We start from the raw sequence: 18369 nt of genomic DNA on the forward strand, positions 1-18369 counted from the left end.
GAGAGCGTCCTTATGGTGGTGTTTGTTCCGTTACCGCGAAGCCACGGATAATATTGGTTAGAGTGACGAAGGCAAACACGACAATAATAAGCGATAAGTGCCATGCTTGGCTCAGACCGAGTTGGACTAAGGCCATACTTACAATCGATGACACAATCATTTGCCCGCCGCCCGACATGGCAGCGGCTGCACCAGCTTGCTTTTTATAGGGTTGCATGACCATTGCTTGAGCACAAGGCAGAGCGATCCCATTTCCTAAAATCATCAGAAGTTGTCCTAGCATCAAGTACAAAGGCTCGACAGGGCAAACAAATAACCACAGTGCAGAGCTTAGGTGGAGGAAAGGGGTAAACAGCAGCATCTGTTTACTGCCGATGATCGGACGAAGTCGATTGCACAGAGTGGTCCCAAGAATCATCCCTATTGCTGGAATAATTGCCCACATAGCGTATTCGTCAGAGGTCATGCCGATCTGATTTTGCATAATGAAAGGCATAACTGACACCGTGGTGATCATCAGGCTAAAGTTAAGCCAACCAATGCTGGCAAAGCTCATGAAGTAGCGAGACCCCAGTAACTCTTTGTATTGCAACAACATACGTTTTGGGGATGGTATTGCGCTAGTACGAGCGAGTGTTTCATCAAATCGAAAGGCAATTAAAACCCACGCAATTGATACGTACCCCAGTAAAGATACGAACACCATTGTCCAACCAAAGTGGTAGTTGATAAACCCACCTAAAACGGGCGCAATCAATGGGGTGATTGAGGCGACCATGGCAATGTATGACAGGGCGACAGGTAACTGACTACCACTGTAGCGATCGCGCGTTGAAGCCCTAGCTAAAACCGCGCAGCAGCCAGTGCCCAAACCCTGCAGGAATCGTCCTAGCACCATGCCGCTAAAAGAGTCTCGAAAAACAATAATCATGATTAAGCCAGACAGTGCGATCAATAACCCACTAAGCAGCACCTTCTTTCGGCCTAGTGCATCAGAGATTGGACCATAAATAAACTGAGACGGGCCAAAACCAAGTAAGTAAACGCTAACTAACAGCTGAGCCTCATCAAGAGAGACAGCAAAGTCCTTGGCAATCCATGGCAATGATGGAAACACTAAGCCCATACTTAGTTGGCCTACACTGATGATTAGGCACGCCAATAAGATAGTTCGGAATTGAATGGGCTTGCTCATTGTAGGGCTCCATTTAGGGCAGTAAGAGAGGTGCCTCAATGTAATGGGGTTAACAAATACCCGCAAGAGTTGAAGCTTTACTTTTCAAAATGTCTGCGCAAACCACATGTCTCTGGCGATAAAAATGAGTCGACTGTGAAATTTTTCGAATGATTCACCTATCTTTATAAATAATACGAATGCAACACTAAACAAATAGCGTTTTTGAGTATTGATGTAGTGATGCACTTATTGAACAACGTAATGGCGCTTTAGGTAGGTAGGATGATTGAACTGGCAGAGACGATAAGAGAATGGCTATTTCATAGCGAAGCGTCTTTGTTGATGATGTTCGTCGGCGTTATTTTGCTTTCTTACTTACTTGAAGATCTTGCCATTGTTACGGCTGCAGCGCTTGCGGTCGAACAACTTATGCCCGCTAGTCTCGCATTGGCTGCCATCTTTGTCGGGATTAGTACTGGTGATTTTGGCCTTTATTTTATAGGTAAAGCTGCCCAACGCGTGCGTTTTTTACGCTACCGCTTGTTTCGTTATCAGCGAGCCAGAGTATTTAAGCGCCAGTTGCACCAAAAAGCGTTTATGACGTTGTTCATTGTTCGTTTTGTTCCAGGCCTGAGGACGCTAGGTTTTTCGCTTAGCGGTTTTTTAGATGTGCCTAAATGGCAATTTTTTATCGCAGTCATTACCGCCACAGCTCTTTGGACGGCATTGATCTTTGGGTCATTTTTTAAACTTGGTAATGCTCAGTGGCTACAAGAAAGTCAATTCAGTTGGTTGTTGATTCCAGTCGGCTTATGTCTGATGTGGCTGCTGAATAAATTGATCACGAAAACGTTTTTAAGAGGTACTTATGACACAGTCCGCTAACGTTGAAATGATTCCTAAAGGACGAGTCAATGCAGGTATGCCTGTGCTTGGTGAGCCTAAGAGAGTGATTTCACCGTTTGAGTTTCTACCTGCTTGGTTTTTTTATACTCCAGTGGTGATGCAAAGCGCAGCGCTTAGTTTATTCCATAGAGATTGGGCATTACCGCTGATTGCGAATCCAGCCATCAAGTTGAGTGGCATGGTTGGAGAATCAAAGCATGACATTTTTCATTCAGCGGGAGAACAAACCAAACCGTGGATTTTGCCCTTCATTACTCTCACTAAATCGACTGAGCCGACTAATACACTTCTCGCGGTAGCTAAAGAAAGGTTAACTGAAGCGAAGCTCACTTATCCCCTTGTCGCAAAACCAGACCTAGGATGTCGTGGTGTTGGGGTTAAGCTAATTCATAACGATGAGCAGCTGCAGAGCTATATTCAATCTTTCCCACGTTCAGGTCGTTTCTTACTACAACAAAAATCCGAGCACAGTGCTGAAGCTGGCGTGTTTTATGTCAGACAGCCGGGAGAAGCACGCGGAAAAATTATATCTATTACCTTGAAGTACTCACCACGAGTCGTAGGTGATGGCATTTCTACCCTCAAAGAGTTGATTGAGAAGTGTCCTCGAGCGGGGAAACTGAAGCATCTTTATTTGCCGCGCCATACCGATCAATTGAATTATGTCATCCCAAAAGAGGACGAGTTTCAGTTGGCATTTGCTGGTAGTCATTCACGCGGAGCAATCTTTAGAGATGGCAATCAATTCATCACCGAGAAATTAGAAACCAAATTGGATGAAATACTCGGTGACTTCGATGGCTTCCATTATGGACGCTTGGACGTGAAATTTGGCGATATTCAATCGCTAATGGAAGGTGACGGCTTTGACATTCTAGAAATTAATGGAGCCAGTAGTGAAGCGGCTCATATTTGGGATAGCGACACGCCGTTGAGCAATATTTTTTCGACCCTACTAAAACAATACCGCCTTCTTTATCAAATAGGCTCGAAGCAAAAGCAGCAAGGCCATCAAACGCCAACCTTAGGGGCTTTGTTGCAAGCTTGGCGCGAAGAAAAACTGCTGACTCAGCTTTATCCGATGACTGATTAGAATGACTCTGGAGTCTAGTATGAAAAATACTTTGCCTTTTACGGCAACAGAAACGCACGAAAGTCCTGCTCAAACCGTTGTTGGGTGCATTGAAACTTTGACTCAAGGGTATGAATTTCTCGAATCTCTCAACTCTGAAGATTATACCTACATTGCGCAACCACATGTGTCTAGCTCTATTGGGGAACATTTCCGTCATTGGCTTGATCTCTTCTATGCCATCAAACTTGATCCGCTTCATATCGATTACAACGTGCGTCGACGGGGTCACGAGGTCGAACGCAACCTTCAAGTCGCAAAACAAGAAATCAAAGATCTGAGCAAGTGGCTATTTGAATTACCTAATCACACTCTCAATCAAGCTGTTTCGGTTGAAACGGAAGTGATGCTTACCCAGACTCATAGTGCAGAAGTCGCTTCTACCTTGGCTCGAGAGTTGACCTTTGCTGCGTTGCATGCGACTCACCATTTCGCTATGGCAAAGGTAGTGGCTTCCATTCGTGGTGTTGAACTTGATGCTCAGTTTGGTGTTGCACCTACCACGGCCACGTATCAGAGGGCGCAATAAGTTATGTGTACATTATCTTGGGTTTATCACGGCAACAATCACTATGAAGTTTATTTTAATCGCGATGAGCAGCGTACGCGTCTTCCAGCATTAGAGCCCCAAAGCATGATGATTGATGGGGTTCATTGTGTTATGCCAATTGATCCCGTTGGCGGAGGGAGTTGGATCTCGACCAATGAACATGGTGTGACGGTGTGCCTTCTTAACTATTATCAAGGCGACGTACCCAAAGGCGAATTAACGAGCCGCGGTCTTATTATCAAACGTTTAGCCAGCAGTAGTTCTAGTCAGACCGTTGATTTACGGCTGATGGAAATGACGTTGGAGAACTTTGCGCCATTTACAGTTGTCTCTTTCGATACCAGACGCACTGCCAATGAAACTGTGGCTTGGACGTGGGATGGACACCGTTTAGTACGTTCACACGCTTTTGCACCTATAGTTTCCGCCGCTCTCAATTTTGAAGAAGCTTCCCGATACCGTCTGGACTTGTTTAATGAACTGGTTATGACCACTCCAAGCAATGAAGTCGGTTTGTTATTTCACCAAACCTATGATGCTGATTTTCCTAATCTTTCCCCATTAATGGCAAGAGATGACGCCCGCACTGTAAGTTTTACATCAGTCATCGTGTCTTCTATTAAACAGGAGATGAATTATCGCTCCGTAGATGATCATCGAACCATCGATTTTCAAGGTTCCCTAAGTTGCTTTCGTTCACATCTCGTTGAACAAGGAGTATTTAAATGAATAAGTTATTTGCCCTCATTCTTTCTGTCGTGAGCTTCTCTGCATTTTCGGCTGATTTGGTATCCACTGGTATCTTTAGCAATAAAGCTGTCAGCGGTTATGACACTGTCGCTTATTTTACTGAAGGTAAACCGGTGAAAGGGGATAGCCAGTGGCAAACAGAGTATCAAGGCGCTGATTGGTACTTTTCTTCTCAAGACAATCTCAACAAGTTCAAAGCTGACCCTGAAGCGTATGCGCCTCAATACGGTGGTTATTGTGCCTGGGCTATTTCTGCCAAAAATGATTTTGCGTCATCCGATCCTAAGCAATGGGCGATTGTCGATGGCAAGCTCTACCTCAACTACAACGCTGAAGTAAAAAGCTGGTGGGATGACGATCGTAACGGTCACATCGTTCAGGCAGATAAAAACTGGCCAACGCTAATTAAATAAAAATAGGGATCGTATTATGAAGTTTATTCCAGTCAAACATATACCATCAGCATTTATTGCGTTTGTCTTTATTCAGTCGTTGTTTTTTAAGTTCTCTGGATCTTACGAAACGGATCATATCTTTGGCACGCTAGGAGAGTGGTCTGGCATTGAGTGGTTTGGTGTGTATGGAGGCTACTTGATTGGTTTCGCAGAGTTGATTGCTTCCATTCTACTGTTTACGCGACTACATGGTGTTGGTGCTGCGATGAGCGCGGGAATAATGACTGGGGCGATTTTTTTCCACTTGTTCACGCCGCTTGGTGTCGTCATGCCAGAGTTCAATGCTATGGGTGAAGTGATTGGCAACGATGGTGGATTGTTGTTTGGTATGGCTTGTCTTGTGTGGAGTTGCGGTGTGTTTTTGTTTATTCGTGACATAAGAACTCAAGGATCATTCACTCAGAACTTGTTAGCTAAGGGAGCTTAGTATGATTGCGAGTCCTTTTCGATTACCACGTAAAACGCCTTTCGGTATTGGAGAGTCCGTTGTTGAATGGGCAACAGGTCTTTCCACTTTAGATGCTTTATACAAACAAGATAAGCTGCCTGAAAACAGTTTTGAGTTCATGAAGGAAGCATTGGCGCGCATTGGTACTCAGTATTGTGTCGATCACGGCAGTGTAAACAATATACCTAAAGAAGGCCCAGTATTGATTGTCGCTAATCATCCCTTTGGAGGAATAGAGGGCATCATCTTAGCCTCGCTCATATCTGAAGTTAGAGAAGATGTAAAAGTGCTAGCGAATGAACTGCTTAAACGAATTCCTGAGTTAGATGAGCTGTTTATTGGCGTGGACGTCTTTGGTGGAGAGCAAGCCAAAAGAACCAATAGAAGGGCGATAAAGGAGGCAAACCAGCATTTGAAAGATGGCTGCGTTCTGATTGTTTTTCCTGCTGGGGAGGTTTCTGCGTGGCAGTCTGAAGAGGGGAAGATTACCGACAAAGAGTGGAGTAAGTCGGTGGCGAAATTCGTTACGCACGCTCAAGCTACAACTATACCTATCTTCATTAATGGCATGAATAGCAAGTTGTTCTATCAGGCGGGGAAGATACACCCACTGCTAAGAACTGCGTTACTTGGTCGCGAACTATTGAATAAATCGGGTCAAACCATTTCAGTGTCGGTAGGTCACGCCATTCCATTTAGCGAAGTAAAAGATTTTTCTAATGATGAGGAGATTACCCAGTATTTTCGCCTCAATACATATTTAATGGGGAGTATGGGTAGGGCAACGGACCTAACTGAAGGTACCGGTGGTGAGCCTATTATTGAGCCTGTGTCGGTTGAATTGCTTGAACAAGAGCTATCAGGACTAGAAAATTACAAACTGATAGAGCAAGGTGATTTTGATGTTTACTGTATTCCAACTCCCTTCATTCCTCATATGATGCGAGAAATTGGCCGTGTCCGAGAAGAGAGTTTCAGAGAGGTGGGCGAGGGCAGTGGACTTGATTGTGACGTAGACCAGTTCGATCCTCATTACCAACAGCTATTCGTATGGAATCGCGCGAATCGGGATTTAGTTGGAGCTTATCGTCTTGGCTTAGTTGATCAGCTCATTGAAAAAGGTGGTATTGAGTCGCTCTACTCAACTAGCTTATTTAAGTATGACGAGCACTTTGTTAAGAGTTTAGGCAATTCAATTGAATTAGGTCGTTCGGTAGTGGCGCACCAGTATCAGCGCAATATGCATTCATTATTGTTGTTGTGGAAAGGTATCGCTGGCTTTGTGCAAAGAAACCCTAAGTACACTCATCTGTTTGGCCCTGTCAGCATCAGTAATGATTACAGCCCCGTTGCTCGTCAGTTAATTGCATCGGTTATGTCAGTGCATTACTACGACGATGAAAAAGCCAAATTGGTTGAGCCAACGACGCCACTTGAAAAAAGCGGACAAGAATTTTGGCGTCCAGATATGTTGAGCTCACTTTCTAAACTTCCACTGTTATCTAAAGTCCTCAGCAGATTAGAACAAGGAATGGGATTGCCAGTGTTACTGCGCCAGTATTTGGGTATGAATGGGAAGTTGGTGTGCTTTAATGTCGACCCAGCGTTTAACAATGCATTAGACGGCCTAATCGTGGTGGACTTAACCAATGTACCAGCAAGAACTCTTGGCAAGTATATGGGGCGAGAAGAAGCGATAGCGTATCTTGAGTCTCACCAATAGTGATATAAGCTCCACAACTACAGTGGGCGTTATTCGATTAAAAAGGTTCCTATAGATATAGGAACCTTTGTTTTTATGGGGATCGTTGATACAGCCATGCTTATTAACGCTCTAACTAGCAGGGCGTGTCATCGATGAATGCTTACTGAGACAGCCTTGTTTCAAATTGCTGATCTCTTGATTGAGGAGAGCAGGCCCACAAGGTTAAGGTTGGGTTTCCGGCAGAGTCTCGACGGTGTTGGTCTACATCTAAACAGCGCTGGGTTCCTCCTAGTAATGATCTTATTGTTTTATCAGAGCTAAATTCCCATTTTTGGTTACTACCACTATGACATTGGTAGGCAATTACAGGCTGTCGGTGAGAGTTAGAACCCGCTTTAACATCTAAACAGTAGTTTGTTCCCGAGATTTTTATCTGCTTAGAAGAACCGTCATAGACGAGCTTTTGAGGGCTTGTCTGGTTACAGCTTTGATTAAGCGTCAAATCTTTCCCTGAACTCGCACCTCCTTTGAAATCAAAGCAGCCGTTGTACAAACTATTAAAAACGGAAAACGAATCCCCGTTATTGTTACTTACAACCCATCGATTATTGATGTAGGTGAGGATGAGTGTCTCTCCTCGGTTTGGTCTGTAGGTTGTTCCGCCATCAATGACGTTAAAGTAATAGTTTGAGTTGCGCTGGAACTTCAATCGAGTGTATTCACGAACACCTTCAGGAAGAACAAAGTTTCTAGTCCAGTTGTTATCTGACGTGATTAAGTGCAGGTCACCTTTCTCATAGATTAGATTTCTTAAGGCCAGGCTGCTGTTTTCTAAACTACGTAGCTGAGCGTCACTACTGACTCGGAAAAAGCTGTAGTTTTTATTGACGGAAATCTTAAATGACTTCGCCCTATCGTTTGGATGTGGAGAGCCAGTCCAGAACTTAGCTTCGTTATAGGTTCCCAGTTTTTTGGTCCCAAGTTCGTCAGAGTATAAAGTTACTTCAAGACCTGGATGCAAAGTGACGGTGGAAAGAGTACGTTGAAGCCCTGATTTTAGTTTCGTGAGGAGATCTATTTTTCCACTAGAGTTGACACACTGGCTAACTGAGTTTTCGAATGCGCCATAATGGAGTGCGTGGTGTTCAAAAAAACACGCGTGAGTATCGTCCCGCTCGAAAAATACGTGTCTGATTTGGTCCGGAATATAGTCTCCTAGGATAAATTCGAAATATCTATTATTTCTATTCCATGTTGAATGTTTGTCGTTGTTATGGCCACTGAAATCCCCCACTGTCGCACGGTAACCGGGTTTCACCTGGAAGCTACGTGCACCTTCTAGTCCATAATCAGACATCAAATAAGGGAATCTTGGCGACGTCATCTCTTTTGAATGATTTACCTGATTTTCATTGAAGCATTTCTTTTTGCCTTCATAGTTAAAAGACTTATATAGGCAAAGGGCTGAGCCCGCGGGTTCCGGTGATACGTCTACGGGATAGCTTGAAGTACACGACTCTATGTAAGTTGGCTCTGATAGTAAGAAGCCCCCAACTGAACAAGCTTTTACCGATCTTACGTTTGAGCTGAGGGAGGGGACGGTTTGATAGATTGAGGGTTCAGCGTAACTGATCGTGCTTTTTATAACATGCCCTTGTTGGTCTAGTTGCTCTGTGTAATGAAAGCCAAACGTTCCTCTTATAATGTCAAAGTCACTAATTGATGTGACTGGCTCGCCTTGACTTAGTTGATTTGAATTAAGTACTCGAACGGTCAGATTCGCAGCATTGAGGTTTCTATATTGAAGGGATTTTGCAGAGTTATTTGACCATGTATTCGAACAGCGAGTTGTATTGGCCGTGGAGGCGCAAAAACGGACATTATTGATAGAGTTTTTGGGAATGAGATAAGGCTTATTTGAAATCGTTTGTCCGTTTCGGTCTATCCATTTTAGTTCTAGTAACTTGTCGTCTAGATAGTTTGTTGCGACTTCATTATTCACGGTACCGACGAGGATAAAATTTTCAGCTTTAGTATCAATACCGACAGTCATCGAATATGCACTGCTAAATGGACTTATCGCGCCCATAAGGTATAACAGGTATTTCTTATTCACTTGTAGCTCCTATAGCTTTTTTAAGAAGCTAGTAGAACATCAAACTGTTGATTACCTATCAATGAGAATTACCTGAAAAAAATGGCAGCTTTAGCCGACCTGAAGCCAAACTTTGCGTTACACGAACATATAGAGATCAGTGAGTTAGATGTTCTCACCTAAGCTGAAGTAAGCTAACCAGTCGCCATCATTATTATAGGTGATATCCATACGTACATTGATACGCTCTTGGCGCATTACTCGATATCTAAGACCTACACCTATCATAGAGAGTGTCTCGCTTTCACTAAAACTCTCTTCAGGCCCTAATGCTTGACGACCAAAAGATTTGCCAATACCGCCCAGAGCAACATAAGTTAAGCGATCTAGTCGTTCGTAGCCCGTATTCAGAGGAGTGTAGCGATATTCCATTTCCAAACTTGTGAGGTTAGCGGCAGGAACATAGTCGCCGACAATGAAGCCACGTTGTACGTCTCGACCTTGACGACCATAGGTACTTAAGGCACTTGAAGGAGCGTTATCTGCATCGAACAGGTAGCGGTTGAGCCAGCGAGTCGCAAGAATATGGTTATTTTCGTCAACCAAACTGCGGTAATGACGATAGTCAGTCGTCATCAAAGAATAGGTTTTATCGTCATCATTACCTAACCACTTTGCATGGTCTTCATAAGTGACTTCAAACATATAACCACTGTATGGGTAATAGTAATGCTCTCTTTTATCTAACAGTAGAGAAAGCTTTAGTCCGATATCTGATTGGTATTCTTCAGAAAATCCAGCGATTCTTAATAAAAACCGATCTCGAGTGCTCTCGCCCAAGTATCGATTCGCTGTAAAGTTGATGCCCAAACCAATATAGAGGTCTTGCGTTAGCGAATAGTAGACATCGCCAAAGAAGTTTATCTCATGCTGGGTTGTAGTAACACTTTGAATTTGTTCAAGAAGCTGAACATCAATATTCGAATAGTTGTAGCCAAAATCCGTGACGACTCGAAACTTGTCTAGCAAGATATCCGTATTTCCTCGCAGGCTATAACTCTGACTTTCGGTATAAGTTAAAGTCGCGGAAAGTGTCGAAGGGTTACTCTCTTGCTCGTTTGAATAGAAACTGTAAATCGGCACAAGAGATGCCCCTGCGCCCACGCTAGGATCGTAAAACGGAATCGCAATGGTCTTGAAATGACTTACTTTAGTGTCGCCTGTTGCTTGCTTTTCTTCGCTATGAGCATAGTCGGACAATAGTAGAGAGGAGACGGTCGAAAACAGTAATGTACGTTTCATCTTTGAATACGTTAACCTTGAGAGCAAAACTGAGCAAACTATCCATAAGGGCTCATACGGCGTGAGTATAACACTTTTTTGGTATATTGCTCGGTTTTATGGCTTACACTATGTAGTGCAAAAATTAAGGTACTGAATATTTAGAGCTTTCGTCTTGTCGCTCACTCTCTCGATAACAATTAAATCCTGATAAGCCTTAAGCCGATTCTCGGATAATAAGCTCGGGTGGAAGGATAAGGCTATATGGTTGATTGTCTTCTTGCTTTAATTGAGTAATTAGCCTTTTCGCTGCTTGCCTTCCCATTTCACGGGCATTGGAATTGACAAAAGTTAGCGAAGGTTCGGTGAGCTCAGCCTCCTCGACGTCATCAAAACCAATCACTGATATTTGCTCACCAATAAATTGATCTTTTCCTATTGTTCTCCCTGCGCGATGTACACCATAGACGGCACCTAGAGCAGTTGAAGAGTGGTGACAAAGAATTGCAGTAACCTGAGGATGTTCTAGTAGCAGCTGTTGAACCGCTTTGGCAGCACTGGCTTGGCTTTTATCACATTCCACCACCCATTCTGGCTTAAATGGCAGGCCAAATTGCATTAGGGTTGAGCAATAACCACCAATTCGCTCAGCTCGGCAAAGAGAGCTACTTACACCACCAACATATGCGATTCTGCGGTGCCCTTGCTTTACAAGGTGCTCCGTTGCTAGCTTAGCTGCGTACATGTTATCTGGCCCCACATAATCGATTTGTTTATCGACGGATGCTCGGGAGATACACACCATGGGTAGATTATGTTGTTTTAGGTTATCAACATTGAATTGCTGGCTTTCACCGATTGGGCAAAATGCAATTCCGCCTACACCTTGCCGAGCCATGGTCAATACACACTTTTCAAATTTCTCTTGGCTGTCGCCACTCTGAGCGAGAAACAGCATGTAGCCTTGTTGCTCGATCTCTTCACTAAGTCCTGCAGCGACCTCAGCGTAATAGGGATCGCTAATGTCTTTTAGGATCAGTCCGATGATCTCGCTGGAATTTGAGCGCAAGTTAGCGGCCGCGCGATTCCGTATATACCCCAACTCTTCTACAGCTGAAGTTACTTTTTCGATAGTGTCGGGAGAGATCCTGCCTTTGTTGCCCAATACCATAGAAACGGTAGTGACAGAGACTCCAGCGTGTTTAGCGACTTCTGTAATGGTCACTTTTTTTGACGACATAGCTTCACTTATGGATTAGAAAAACGTTTTATCAGGAAACTTTACCCCTATTAGCTTGATTTTAAAAGCCCCACTTTGCATGTGGAAAAACTTGTTTAACTTGATCACATAAATTTTGATAAAACGTTTTATCAAAAATTTTAGCGGCGTATATTGAGCGCATAAATACAAAACTTCATGCACACACATTGTGATGTGTATGAGCCCTACAAGTTCTCAAGTTTCGGAGACGTAATATGTCTAATACCAATAAATCGACCATGTGGGAGTTCTTGCAAAGCCTCGGCAAGACGTTCATGTTGCCTGTAGCGTTACTGGCATTCTCAGGTATTTTGCTTGGGGTCGGCAGTTCTTTGTCGAGTTCAGCAATCAAAGAAGCGATCCCTCTTTTAGACAATACTTTGCTTCAATATTTATTTATGTGGATGACCAAGATTGGTCTGGTTGCATTTATCTATTTACCAGTGATGTTTGCAATTGCTATTCCTCTTGGCTTAGCTCGTGAAGAGAAAGGCGTTGCGGGTTTTGCTGGTTTTGTTGGCTATGCGGCTTTTAACCTAGCTATCAATTTTTTCTTAACGGTCGCTGGCGTTCTTGGTGATGAGGCAATGCGTGCTTCTTATGGTGTTAAGAACATCATTGGTATCGAGTCCATTGATACCGGTATCCTTGGCGCTGTGATGGTTGGTATCATCGTCGCCAAGCTGCATCAGCGTTACTACACCTTTAAAATGCCAGACGCTTTGGCCTTTTTTGGAGGCGCGCGTTTCGTACCGATCATTTCTGCCATTGTCTTAGGTGTAGTCGGTGTATTCATTCCGTTTGTATGGCCTTACTTTGCGGCGGGTATCAACGGTATCGGTTATGCGATTGCAGGTGCGGGTGACTTCGGACCAATGCTATTCGGTACAGGTGAACGACTACTATTGCCTATTGGTCTTCACCATATCTTAGTTGCTTTAATCCGCTTTACTGAAGCTGGTGGTACGATGGAAGTGTGTGGCCAGACAGTTTCTGGCGCATTGAACATTTTCTACTCTGAGCTTTCTTGCCCTGATACAACGGCCTTTACTCCGGAAGTGACCGCTTTCCTATCACAAGGCAAAATGCCAACTTTCCTAGGTGGTTTGCCTGGTGCAGCATTGGCAATGTATCACTGTGCTCGCCCAGAAAACCGTTCAAAAATCAAAGCTCTACTTATCTCTGGTGTTGTAGCGTGTGTTGTCGGTGGTATTACTGAGCCACTTGAATTCCTATTCTTATTTGTTGCACCAGTGCTGTACTTCATCCATGCCATCTTAACGGGTGTCGGCTTTATGGTGATGGGGATGCTGGATGTCACTATTGGTAACACCGACGGTAATATCATCGATTTCTTGGTCTTCGGTATTCTGCAAGGCACTGCAACCAAGTGGTACTTAGTCCCTCTTGTTGCTGGTATTTGGTTCGCGGTTTACTACACAGTCTTTAAGTTTGCGATTACTAAATTCAACCTTAAAACGCCAGGGCGTGAAGTTGATACCGCAGAAGTGGATAAAGAGCTTGAAGCTGCATTTATCAATGAATCAGGTAAAGGTGCAGCGGTTCTAGCGGCACTAGGCGGTAAAGAGAATATTACTGCATTAGATAACTGTATTACTCGCCTGCGTATGTCGGTTAACGACATGAGCCTAGTTGACGACGCGAAACTAAAAGCACATGGAGCTTTGGGTGTGGTCAAGTTAGATGAACATAACTTGCAAGTAGTGATTGGTACCCAAGTTCACCTTGTGAAGAATGAAATGCAAGCCATTATGTCGGCAGGTTAATCACTGTTTTGATTGTTTTGCTCCTCCCTCGGCACACGCTTAACTCCCCCTAGTGTCGAGGGACTTCTACCCTTGGATAATTGTTATGACCCAGAATTTTAGTTTTGACACACCAATTGATCGCACAGGTACTTACTGTACGCAATGGGACTATGTTCAAGATAGATTTGGCAAGCCGGGACTATTGCCATTCACCATCTCAGATATGGACTTCGCAGTAGCTGAACCTGTGATACAAGCGCTGCAACAAAGGCTAGAGCATCCAGTTTTAGGTTATAGTCGTTGGAATCATGATGATTTTAAACAGGCTATTTGTCATTGGTATCAGACTCGCTTTGATTGTGAAATTGATACAGAGAGTTTGGTTTATGGGCCTTCTGTTATCTATATCGTCTCTAAACTGATAGAGCAATGGTCGGTGCCAGGTCAAGGCGTGGTTTTCCATACTCCTGCTTATGATGCTTTTGACAAAATGATTGAAGGGCAGGGAAGAAAGTGTATTCGCTCACCTTTGATCAAGGAAAACCATCGATTTGAAATTAACTGGCAAGACTTAGAGAGTAAGCTTTCTGATGTGAATAATACCGTGCTCCTATTGTGCAGCCCTCATAATCCGACAGGCAGAGTGTGGAGTGAAAGTGAACTCCAGAAGATCGCAGATTTGTGTGACGAATATGGTGTAAGGGTTATTTCAGATGAGATCCACATGGATGTCAGTTTTACACCCCACACGCCTTACATTGGCTTTGGGCAGACTAGCGATTGGGCATTAGTTACATCGGCATCAAAGTCTTTCAATATCCCGGCCTTAAACGGTGCGTATGCTTTGATTCCCAACCGCAAAGCGAGAGAGCAGTACTTATATAGGTTAAAAGAGGTGGATGGTCTTTCGTCTCCTTCTATATTGGGTGTATTAGCGATGATGGCTGCCTATAAGGAAGGTAACTCATGGTTAAATGCGCTCAACGAATATGTTCTCTCCAACCATGAGTATGTCAAAGCGACTATAGAGCAAGCCTTCCCTGACATTTGTTATACCGTGCCAGATTCAACGTATCTCGCTTGGTTAGATCTCTCTCCTTTAAACTTAGATATGACACAGCTTAATCAGGCGTTAATAGAACAGTTTGATGTGGCTATCATGTCTGGTGAGGTTTATGGGGAATCAGGTAAGGGCTATCTTCGACTCAATTTAGGTTGTCCACGCTCCAAGGTGGAAGTTGGGATAACAGCGTTACTCAATGCGATTCGATTGCAATATTCAGATGTACGATTTGGAGAGCGATAAAATGTCACTTTTTAAACTGAATAACGTCATCCAAAATTATGCTTGGGGTAGTAAAGAATCGATTTCACAGTTGTTTGGCATTGATAATTCTGAACATCAGCCTCAAGCCGAAATCTGGATGGGCGCACATCCAAGCGGTTGCTCAAAAATAGCAGAAACAGGGATGTTGCTTTCAGACGTGTTGGCACAAGATAGTAAAGGCATGTTTGGTGATTATACAGCCGCGCGTTTCGGTGAATTGCCTTATTTGTTTAAGGTGTTGGCAGCAGAGACACCATTATCGATTCAAGTTCACCCAAGTAAATCTAAAGCAGAGCTAGGCTTTGCTCGTGAAAATGAGCAAGGAATCGCTCTGGATGCGCCCAATCGAAACTACAAAGATCCTAACCATAAACCGGAGCTGGTTTATGCGCTGACTTTCTACAAAGCGATGAACGGCTTTAGACCTATTGAGCAGATCATTGCGCTATTCCGAGAGGCGAATATTGCTGAACTCAGTGCTGAGGTTGAAGCTTTATCTGCAAACCCAAATAGTGAAGGGTTGAAAGCCTTTTTCTGTGCGATTATGTCGTTAGAAGGCGCACGAAAACAGTCGGCATTAGAGCAATTGTATGCCGCACATTCCCGTCCAGCAAAAACAGCGATGTGTCGTGAAGCATTGCAATATAGCCAAGATTTCAACGAACATTACCCTGACGACATTGGCTTATTCTCGCCATTGATGCTGAACACGATAGAGTTGGCTCCAGGCGAGGCGATGTTCTTACATGCAGAAACGCCGCATGCCTATGTAAAAGGCACAGGTTTAGAGATCATGGCCAATTCAGATAACGTGCTTCGCGCGGGTTTAACGCCTAAGTATATTGACGTGCCAGAGCTTATCGACAACACCAAGTTTACACCGATAGAGCCTACTAGTATTAAAATGATGCCAGTACTGAAAGAGGGTAAATTAAGCTACCCGATTCCTGTCGATGATTTTGGTTTTGATATCTTGTCTGCCAGTGATGACATGAAATCGATTTACCTACGTAGTGCAGAGATTTTGTTCTGTGTTGAAGGGGAAGCGTATATTCAGTCCAATGGTGAACAAGTGAAATTGACACCGGGAGAATCAGTATTCGTTAGTAATAATTCTAGCGTTTACCAATATCAAGGGAATGGTATTTTAGCTCGTGCCTATAACTAACATCCTGTGCTAGCGATATAAAAAGTTTGACCATACCCGCCTATTTGGCGGGTTTTTTATATCTACTTCTAACCCGCCAATAACTCCAGACCAATCAAGTCGACTAGCTCTAAGATATGAATTTGGGATTCACGATGATACGGAGAAATGCCATCGACCTGCTCTTCTAGATCAAGGTTAATGCTGGCTATGCCCGCTAACGTAGAGCCTAAATGACTGATCGCAAAAACCTTTAATCCCTTGCGCTTAGCATTATGGGCCATATCGACCACCGCTTGAGTTTCCCCAGATTTACTAATTAGGATAACTGTGCCTGATTCCGCGCGAGCTAACTGGTGAATATCGGTAATCACTAGATGAGGAATGTTAGCTAGCGAAAGAAAGCGCGACAAATACGAAACGCTTACAATTGACGCACCGCGAGAGTATAGATAGACCACCGGAGAGTTAAGTAAAGACTGAGCCACCTGATCGATTCGCTGGGCTTGATCATCCCCTTGAGCCGACGGCGTGACATCTTTATTAAGATCATCGGCGAGTTTATATCTGAGCTCAGTGTAGCTTGCGTAGCCCATCTTTTTGCACACCCGATTCACCGATGTCGTCGTCGTTAATGCTTTGCTTGCTATCGTTTTCGCTGATATCGAGTCGAGCTCTTTGGCATGACTGATCAGGTACTCATATATAACTCGTTCGATCCCTTTAAAGGTGTTCATCGCTTACACTTAACTAATGACAGAATGGTTATTATTAGGCGTTAAAATGCGGGGGAATTCCTTGATAGTTATCACAAAAGTATCGTCATACATGGGTTGTACGAGGAAACTGTACCTTGATACATCACCGCTAAATATACTTGCCGCAGTTAATAAGTATAACGGTGAAAAACCATGAGTAAGAAAAAACTCGTTGCAGTGACCGCTTGCCCTACCGGCATTGCACACACCTTTATGGCGGCTAAAAAAATCAAAGCCTGGGCTGAAAAGCAGGGCTATGAGGTGAAAGTCGAAACACAAGGCAGTGATGGTGTGAAAAATAAACTCACTGCTCATGATATTGCTTCTGCTGATGGCGTTGTTCTGGCTGTGGATGTACCCATTATGGACATGGAGCGTTTCGATAACGCCAATCCACTTCAGGTTCGTACGCAAGAGCTGATTAAACGCGTCGATGACTTGTTGCCAACGGTATTTTTACGAGGCAAAGAAAAGTCAGATGCAGATGTTGAAGTGCATGATGAAAAGCGCTCGGCTTACCAAGTGGCTATCGGTCATATCATGACGGGTATCAGCTACATGTTGCCTGTTGTCGTTTTAGGTGGCCTGTTGATGGCCGTTGCCAAGATCACTGGTGAGTTCATCGATATTTCAGGTACGCCTATCCAAACCCTAGATAAACTTGGTTTCATGACTATCAAGTTTATGTACCCAATTTTTGCGGGCTACCTAGCGTACTCGATTGCAGGCAAACCAGCTTTGATTCCTGCCTTTATCGGTGGCTTGATGACCGATGAACCCTACAAGCGCTTCTTCGATTTAGAAGGTTGGGCCCCATCTGGCTTCTTCGGTGCGATTGCGATTGGTTTCCTCGTTGGCTATCTGGTTCGCTACCTTAACGATGTAATTAAGGTGAAAACAGAACTGACCACGCTAAAGACCATGTTACTTGTCCCTGCGGTTACGGGCATAGTGATGGTGCTAACCATGGAGTACGCGATCAACCCGTTCTTTGGTGCGTTAAACCTAGCAATGATTGATCTGTTTACTCAAGCTGGTGATGCAGGGCGCGGTATTTACTCAATGGTGATTGCTGCTGGTACCGCCTTTGACTTAGGTGGCCCAATCAACAAAGCGGCAGGCTCTGTAGCCCTAGGTTTGAATGGCATGGGCGAAGGGTTTGACCTAGTTGCTCGCGAGTTGGGTATCGTTATTCCACCAATCGGTGTGGGTATCGCAGCGTTGCTGGATGGCAAATTCCGTAAACCTGTTTTCTCTAGTGAAGAACGCACGGTCGGCAAAACTTCTCTGATGCTGGGCCTAATCGGTATCTCCGAAGGTGCGATTCCATTCATTCTGAAAAACCCGAAGATGATTCCTATTATGATTTTGGGTTCAATCATCGGTACTCAATTAGCTGTTGTTCTTAATGTATGGCAAAGCTTGCCTCTACCAGCAGTTTGGGGTTGGTTCTTATCTTCTGACCCAATCAGCTACACCATTTCTGTTATCGCGGGTTCTATGTTTATCGCTATAGCTCTCCTGCTGTGCACTAAACCAGACCACGCAAAAGCCTAAACACGTCTAACGGGGAGGCTTACCTCCCCAAACTATCAAGAAATTATCGAG

16 protein-coding genes are annotated in these 18369 nt (G+C 44.0%); 11 read left to right on the plus strand and 5 right to left on the minus strand.

Annotated elements, in window-relative coordinates; all coding sequences use genetic code 11:
- Nucleotides 1–10: 10 nt before the first annotated feature.
- Nucleotides 11–1195, minus strand: coding sequence for a multidrug effflux MFS transporter (locus AAFX28_RS03985; protein ID WP_408685843.1), 1185 nt, complete (start codon nt 1193–1195; stop codon nt 11–13).
- Between the two features lie 264 nt (nt 1196–1459).
- Between AAFX28_RS03985 and AAFX28_RS03990 the strand changes: the two genes are divergently transcribed.
- Genes AAFX28_RS03990 through AAFX28_RS04020 form a run of 7 tightly spaced genes read left to right on the plus strand, consistent with a single transcriptional unit; the run spans nt 1460 to nt 7141 of the window.
- Nucleotides 1460–2062, plus strand: coding sequence for a DedA family protein (locus AAFX28_RS03990; protein ID WP_408685845.1), 603 nt, complete (start codon nt 1460–1462; stop codon nt 2060–2062).
- A complete protein-coding gene (locus tag AAFX28_RS03995; RefSeq protein WP_408685847.1) occupies nt 2046–3176 on the plus strand; it encodes a D-alanine--D-alanine ligase in 1131 nt (376 codons plus the stop codon). The genes AAFX28_RS03990 and AAFX28_RS03995 overlap by 17 nt, the downstream gene beginning before the upstream one ends.
- Nucleotides 3177–3195: 19 nt before the next feature.
- Complete coding sequence (locus AAFX28_RS04000; protein ID WP_408685849.1) at nt 3196–3744, plus strand: hypothetical protein; 549 nt, start codon at nt 3196–3198, stop codon at nt 3742–3744.
- A gap of 3 nt (nt 3745–3747) precedes the next feature.
- Nucleotides 3748–4494: an NRDE family protein gene (locus AAFX28_RS04005; protein ID WP_408685851.1), complete on the plus strand. Its 747-nt coding sequence runs from the start codon at nt 3748–3750 to the stop codon at nt 4492–4494.
- Nucleotides 4491–4928: a YHS domain-containing (seleno)protein gene (locus tag AAFX28_RS04010; protein ID WP_408685853.1), complete on the plus strand. Its 438-nt coding sequence runs from the start codon at nt 4491–4493 to the stop codon at nt 4926–4928. The genes AAFX28_RS04005 and AAFX28_RS04010 overlap by 4 nt, the downstream gene beginning before the upstream one ends.
- 16 nt (nt 4929–4944) lie before the next feature.
- Nucleotides 4945–5397: a hypothetical protein gene (locus tag AAFX28_RS04015; protein ID WP_408685855.1), complete on the plus strand. Its 453-nt coding sequence runs from the start codon at nt 4945–4947 to the stop codon at nt 5395–5397.
- Nucleotide 5398: 1 nt separating this feature from the next.
- Complete coding sequence (locus tag AAFX28_RS04020) at nt 5399–7141, plus strand: lysophospholipid acyltransferase family protein (protein WP_408685857.1); 1743 nt, start codon at nt 5399–5401, stop codon at nt 7139–7141.
- 142 nt (nt 7142–7283) lie between these two features.
- On the opposite strand, the gene AAFX28_RS04025 is transcribed toward AAFX28_RS04020, so the two are convergent.
- From AAFX28_RS04025 to malI, 3 genes are all read right to left on the minus strand, one after another.
- Nucleotides 7284–9239, minus strand: coding sequence for a ricin-type beta-trefoil lectin domain protein (locus AAFX28_RS04025; RefSeq protein WP_408685859.1), 1956 nt, complete (start codon nt 9237–9239; stop codon nt 7284–7286).
- Nucleotides 9240–9383: 144 nt separating this feature from the next.
- Entirely contained in the window at nt 9384–10520 is a 1137-nt protein-coding gene (locus AAFX28_RS04030) for a hypothetical protein (protein WP_408685861.1), read from the minus strand.
- Nucleotides 10521–10716: 196 nt separating this feature from the next.
- On the minus strand, nt 10717–11739 hold the full coding sequence (malI, locus tag AAFX28_RS04035) for a Mal regulon transcriptional regulator MalI (RefSeq protein ID WP_408685863.1): 1023 nt from the start codon (nt 11737–11739) through the stop codon (nt 10717–10719).
- Nucleotides 11740–11975: 236 nt separating this feature from the next.
- Between malI and malX the strand changes: the two genes are divergently transcribed.
- From malX to manA, 3 genes are all read left to right on the plus strand, one after another.
- Nucleotides 11976–13547, plus strand: coding sequence for a maltose/glucose-specific PTS transporter subunit IIBC (gene malX / locus AAFX28_RS04040; protein WP_408685865.1), 1572 nt, complete (start codon nt 11976–11978; stop codon nt 13545–13547).
- Between the two features lie 85 nt (nt 13548–13632).
- Nucleotides 13633–14835, plus strand: a complete 1203-nt coding sequence (locus AAFX28_RS04045) for a MalY/PatB family protein (protein ID WP_408685867.1) — start codon at nt 13633–13635, stop codon at nt 14833–14835.
- Nucleotide 14836: 1 nt separating this feature from the next.
- Complete coding sequence (gene manA / locus AAFX28_RS04050) at nt 14837–16024, plus strand: mannose-6-phosphate isomerase, class I (RefSeq protein ID WP_408685869.1); 1188 nt, start codon at nt 14837–14839, stop codon at nt 16022–16024.
- A gap of 68 nt (nt 16025–16092) precedes the next feature.
- Here manA and AAFX28_RS04055 read toward each other — a convergent pair whose 3' ends face one another.
- Nucleotides 16093–16740: a MurR/RpiR family transcriptional regulator gene (locus AAFX28_RS04055; protein ID WP_408685871.1), complete on the minus strand. Its 648-nt coding sequence runs from the start codon at nt 16738–16740 to the stop codon at nt 16093–16095.
- Nucleotides 16741–16914: 174 nt separating this feature from the next.
- On the opposite strand from AAFX28_RS04055, the gene AAFX28_RS04060 reads away from it, so the two are divergent.
- Nucleotides 16915–18318, plus strand: coding sequence for a PTS fructose transporter subunit IIC (locus AAFX28_RS04060; RefSeq protein ID WP_408685872.1), 1404 nt, complete (start codon nt 16915–16917; stop codon nt 18316–18318).
- The last annotated feature ends 51 nt before the right edge of the window (nt 18319–18369 follow it).

The organism is Vibrio sp. TBV020 (genome assembly GCF_046056895.1).
In the GTDB taxonomy this organism is placed as follows: Bacteria; Pseudomonadota; Gammaproteobacteria; order Enterobacterales; family Vibrionaceae; genus Vibrio.

Excerpts from the sequence above, each read along its gene's own strand:
- AAFX28_RS03985 (WP_408685843.1), bottom strand. The coding sequence starts at position 1,195 with ATGAGCAAGCCCATTCAATTCCGAACTATCTTATTGGCGTGCCTAATC.
- AAFX28_RS03990 (WP_408685845.1), top strand. The coding sequence starts at position 1,460 with ATGATTGAACTGGCAGAGACGATAAGAGAATGGCTATTTCATAGCGAA.
- AAFX28_RS03995 (WP_408685847.1), top strand. The coding sequence starts at position 2,046 with ATGACACAGTCCGCTAACGTTGAAATGATTCCTAAAGGACGAGTCAAT.
- AAFX28_RS04000 (WP_408685849.1), top strand. The coding sequence starts at position 3,196 with ATGAAAAATACTTTGCCTTTTACGGCAACAGAAACGCACGAAAGTCCT.
- AAFX28_RS04005 (WP_408685851.1), top strand. The coding sequence starts at position 3,748 with ATGTGTACATTATCTTGGGTTTATCACGGCAACAATCACTATGAAGTT.
- AAFX28_RS04010 (WP_408685853.1), top strand. The coding sequence starts at position 4,491 with ATGAATAAGTTATTTGCCCTCATTCTTTCTGTCGTGAGCTTCTCTGCA.
- AAFX28_RS04015 (WP_408685855.1), top strand. The coding sequence starts at position 4,945 with ATGAAGTTTATTCCAGTCAAACATATACCATCAGCATTTATTGCGTTT.
- AAFX28_RS04020 (WP_408685857.1), top strand. The coding sequence starts at position 5,399 with ATGATTGCGAGTCCTTTTCGATTACCACGTAAAACGCCTTTCGGTATT.
- AAFX28_RS04030 (WP_408685861.1), bottom strand. The coding sequence starts at position 10,520 with ATGAAACGTACATTACTGTTTTCGACCGTCTCCTCTCTACTATTGTCC.
- malI (WP_408685863.1), bottom strand. The coding sequence starts at position 11,739 with ATGTCGTCAAAAAAAGTGACCATTACAGAAGTCGCTAAACACGCTGGA.
- malX (WP_408685865.1), top strand. The coding sequence starts at position 11,976 with ATGTCTAATACCAATAAATCGACCATGTGGGAGTTCTTGCAAAGCCTC.
- AAFX28_RS04045 (WP_408685867.1), top strand. The coding sequence starts at position 13,633 with ATGACCCAGAATTTTAGTTTTGACACACCAATTGATCGCACAGGTACT.
- manA (WP_408685869.1), top strand. The coding sequence starts at position 14,837 with ATGTCACTTTTTAAACTGAATAACGTCATCCAAAATTATGCTTGGGGT.
- AAFX28_RS04055 (WP_408685871.1), bottom strand. The coding sequence starts at position 16,740 with ATGAACACCTTTAAAGGGATCGAACGAGTTATATATGAGTACCTGATC.
- AAFX28_RS04060 (WP_408685872.1), top strand. The coding sequence starts at position 16,915 with ATGAGTAAGAAAAAACTCGTTGCAGTGACCGCTTGCCCTACCGGCATT.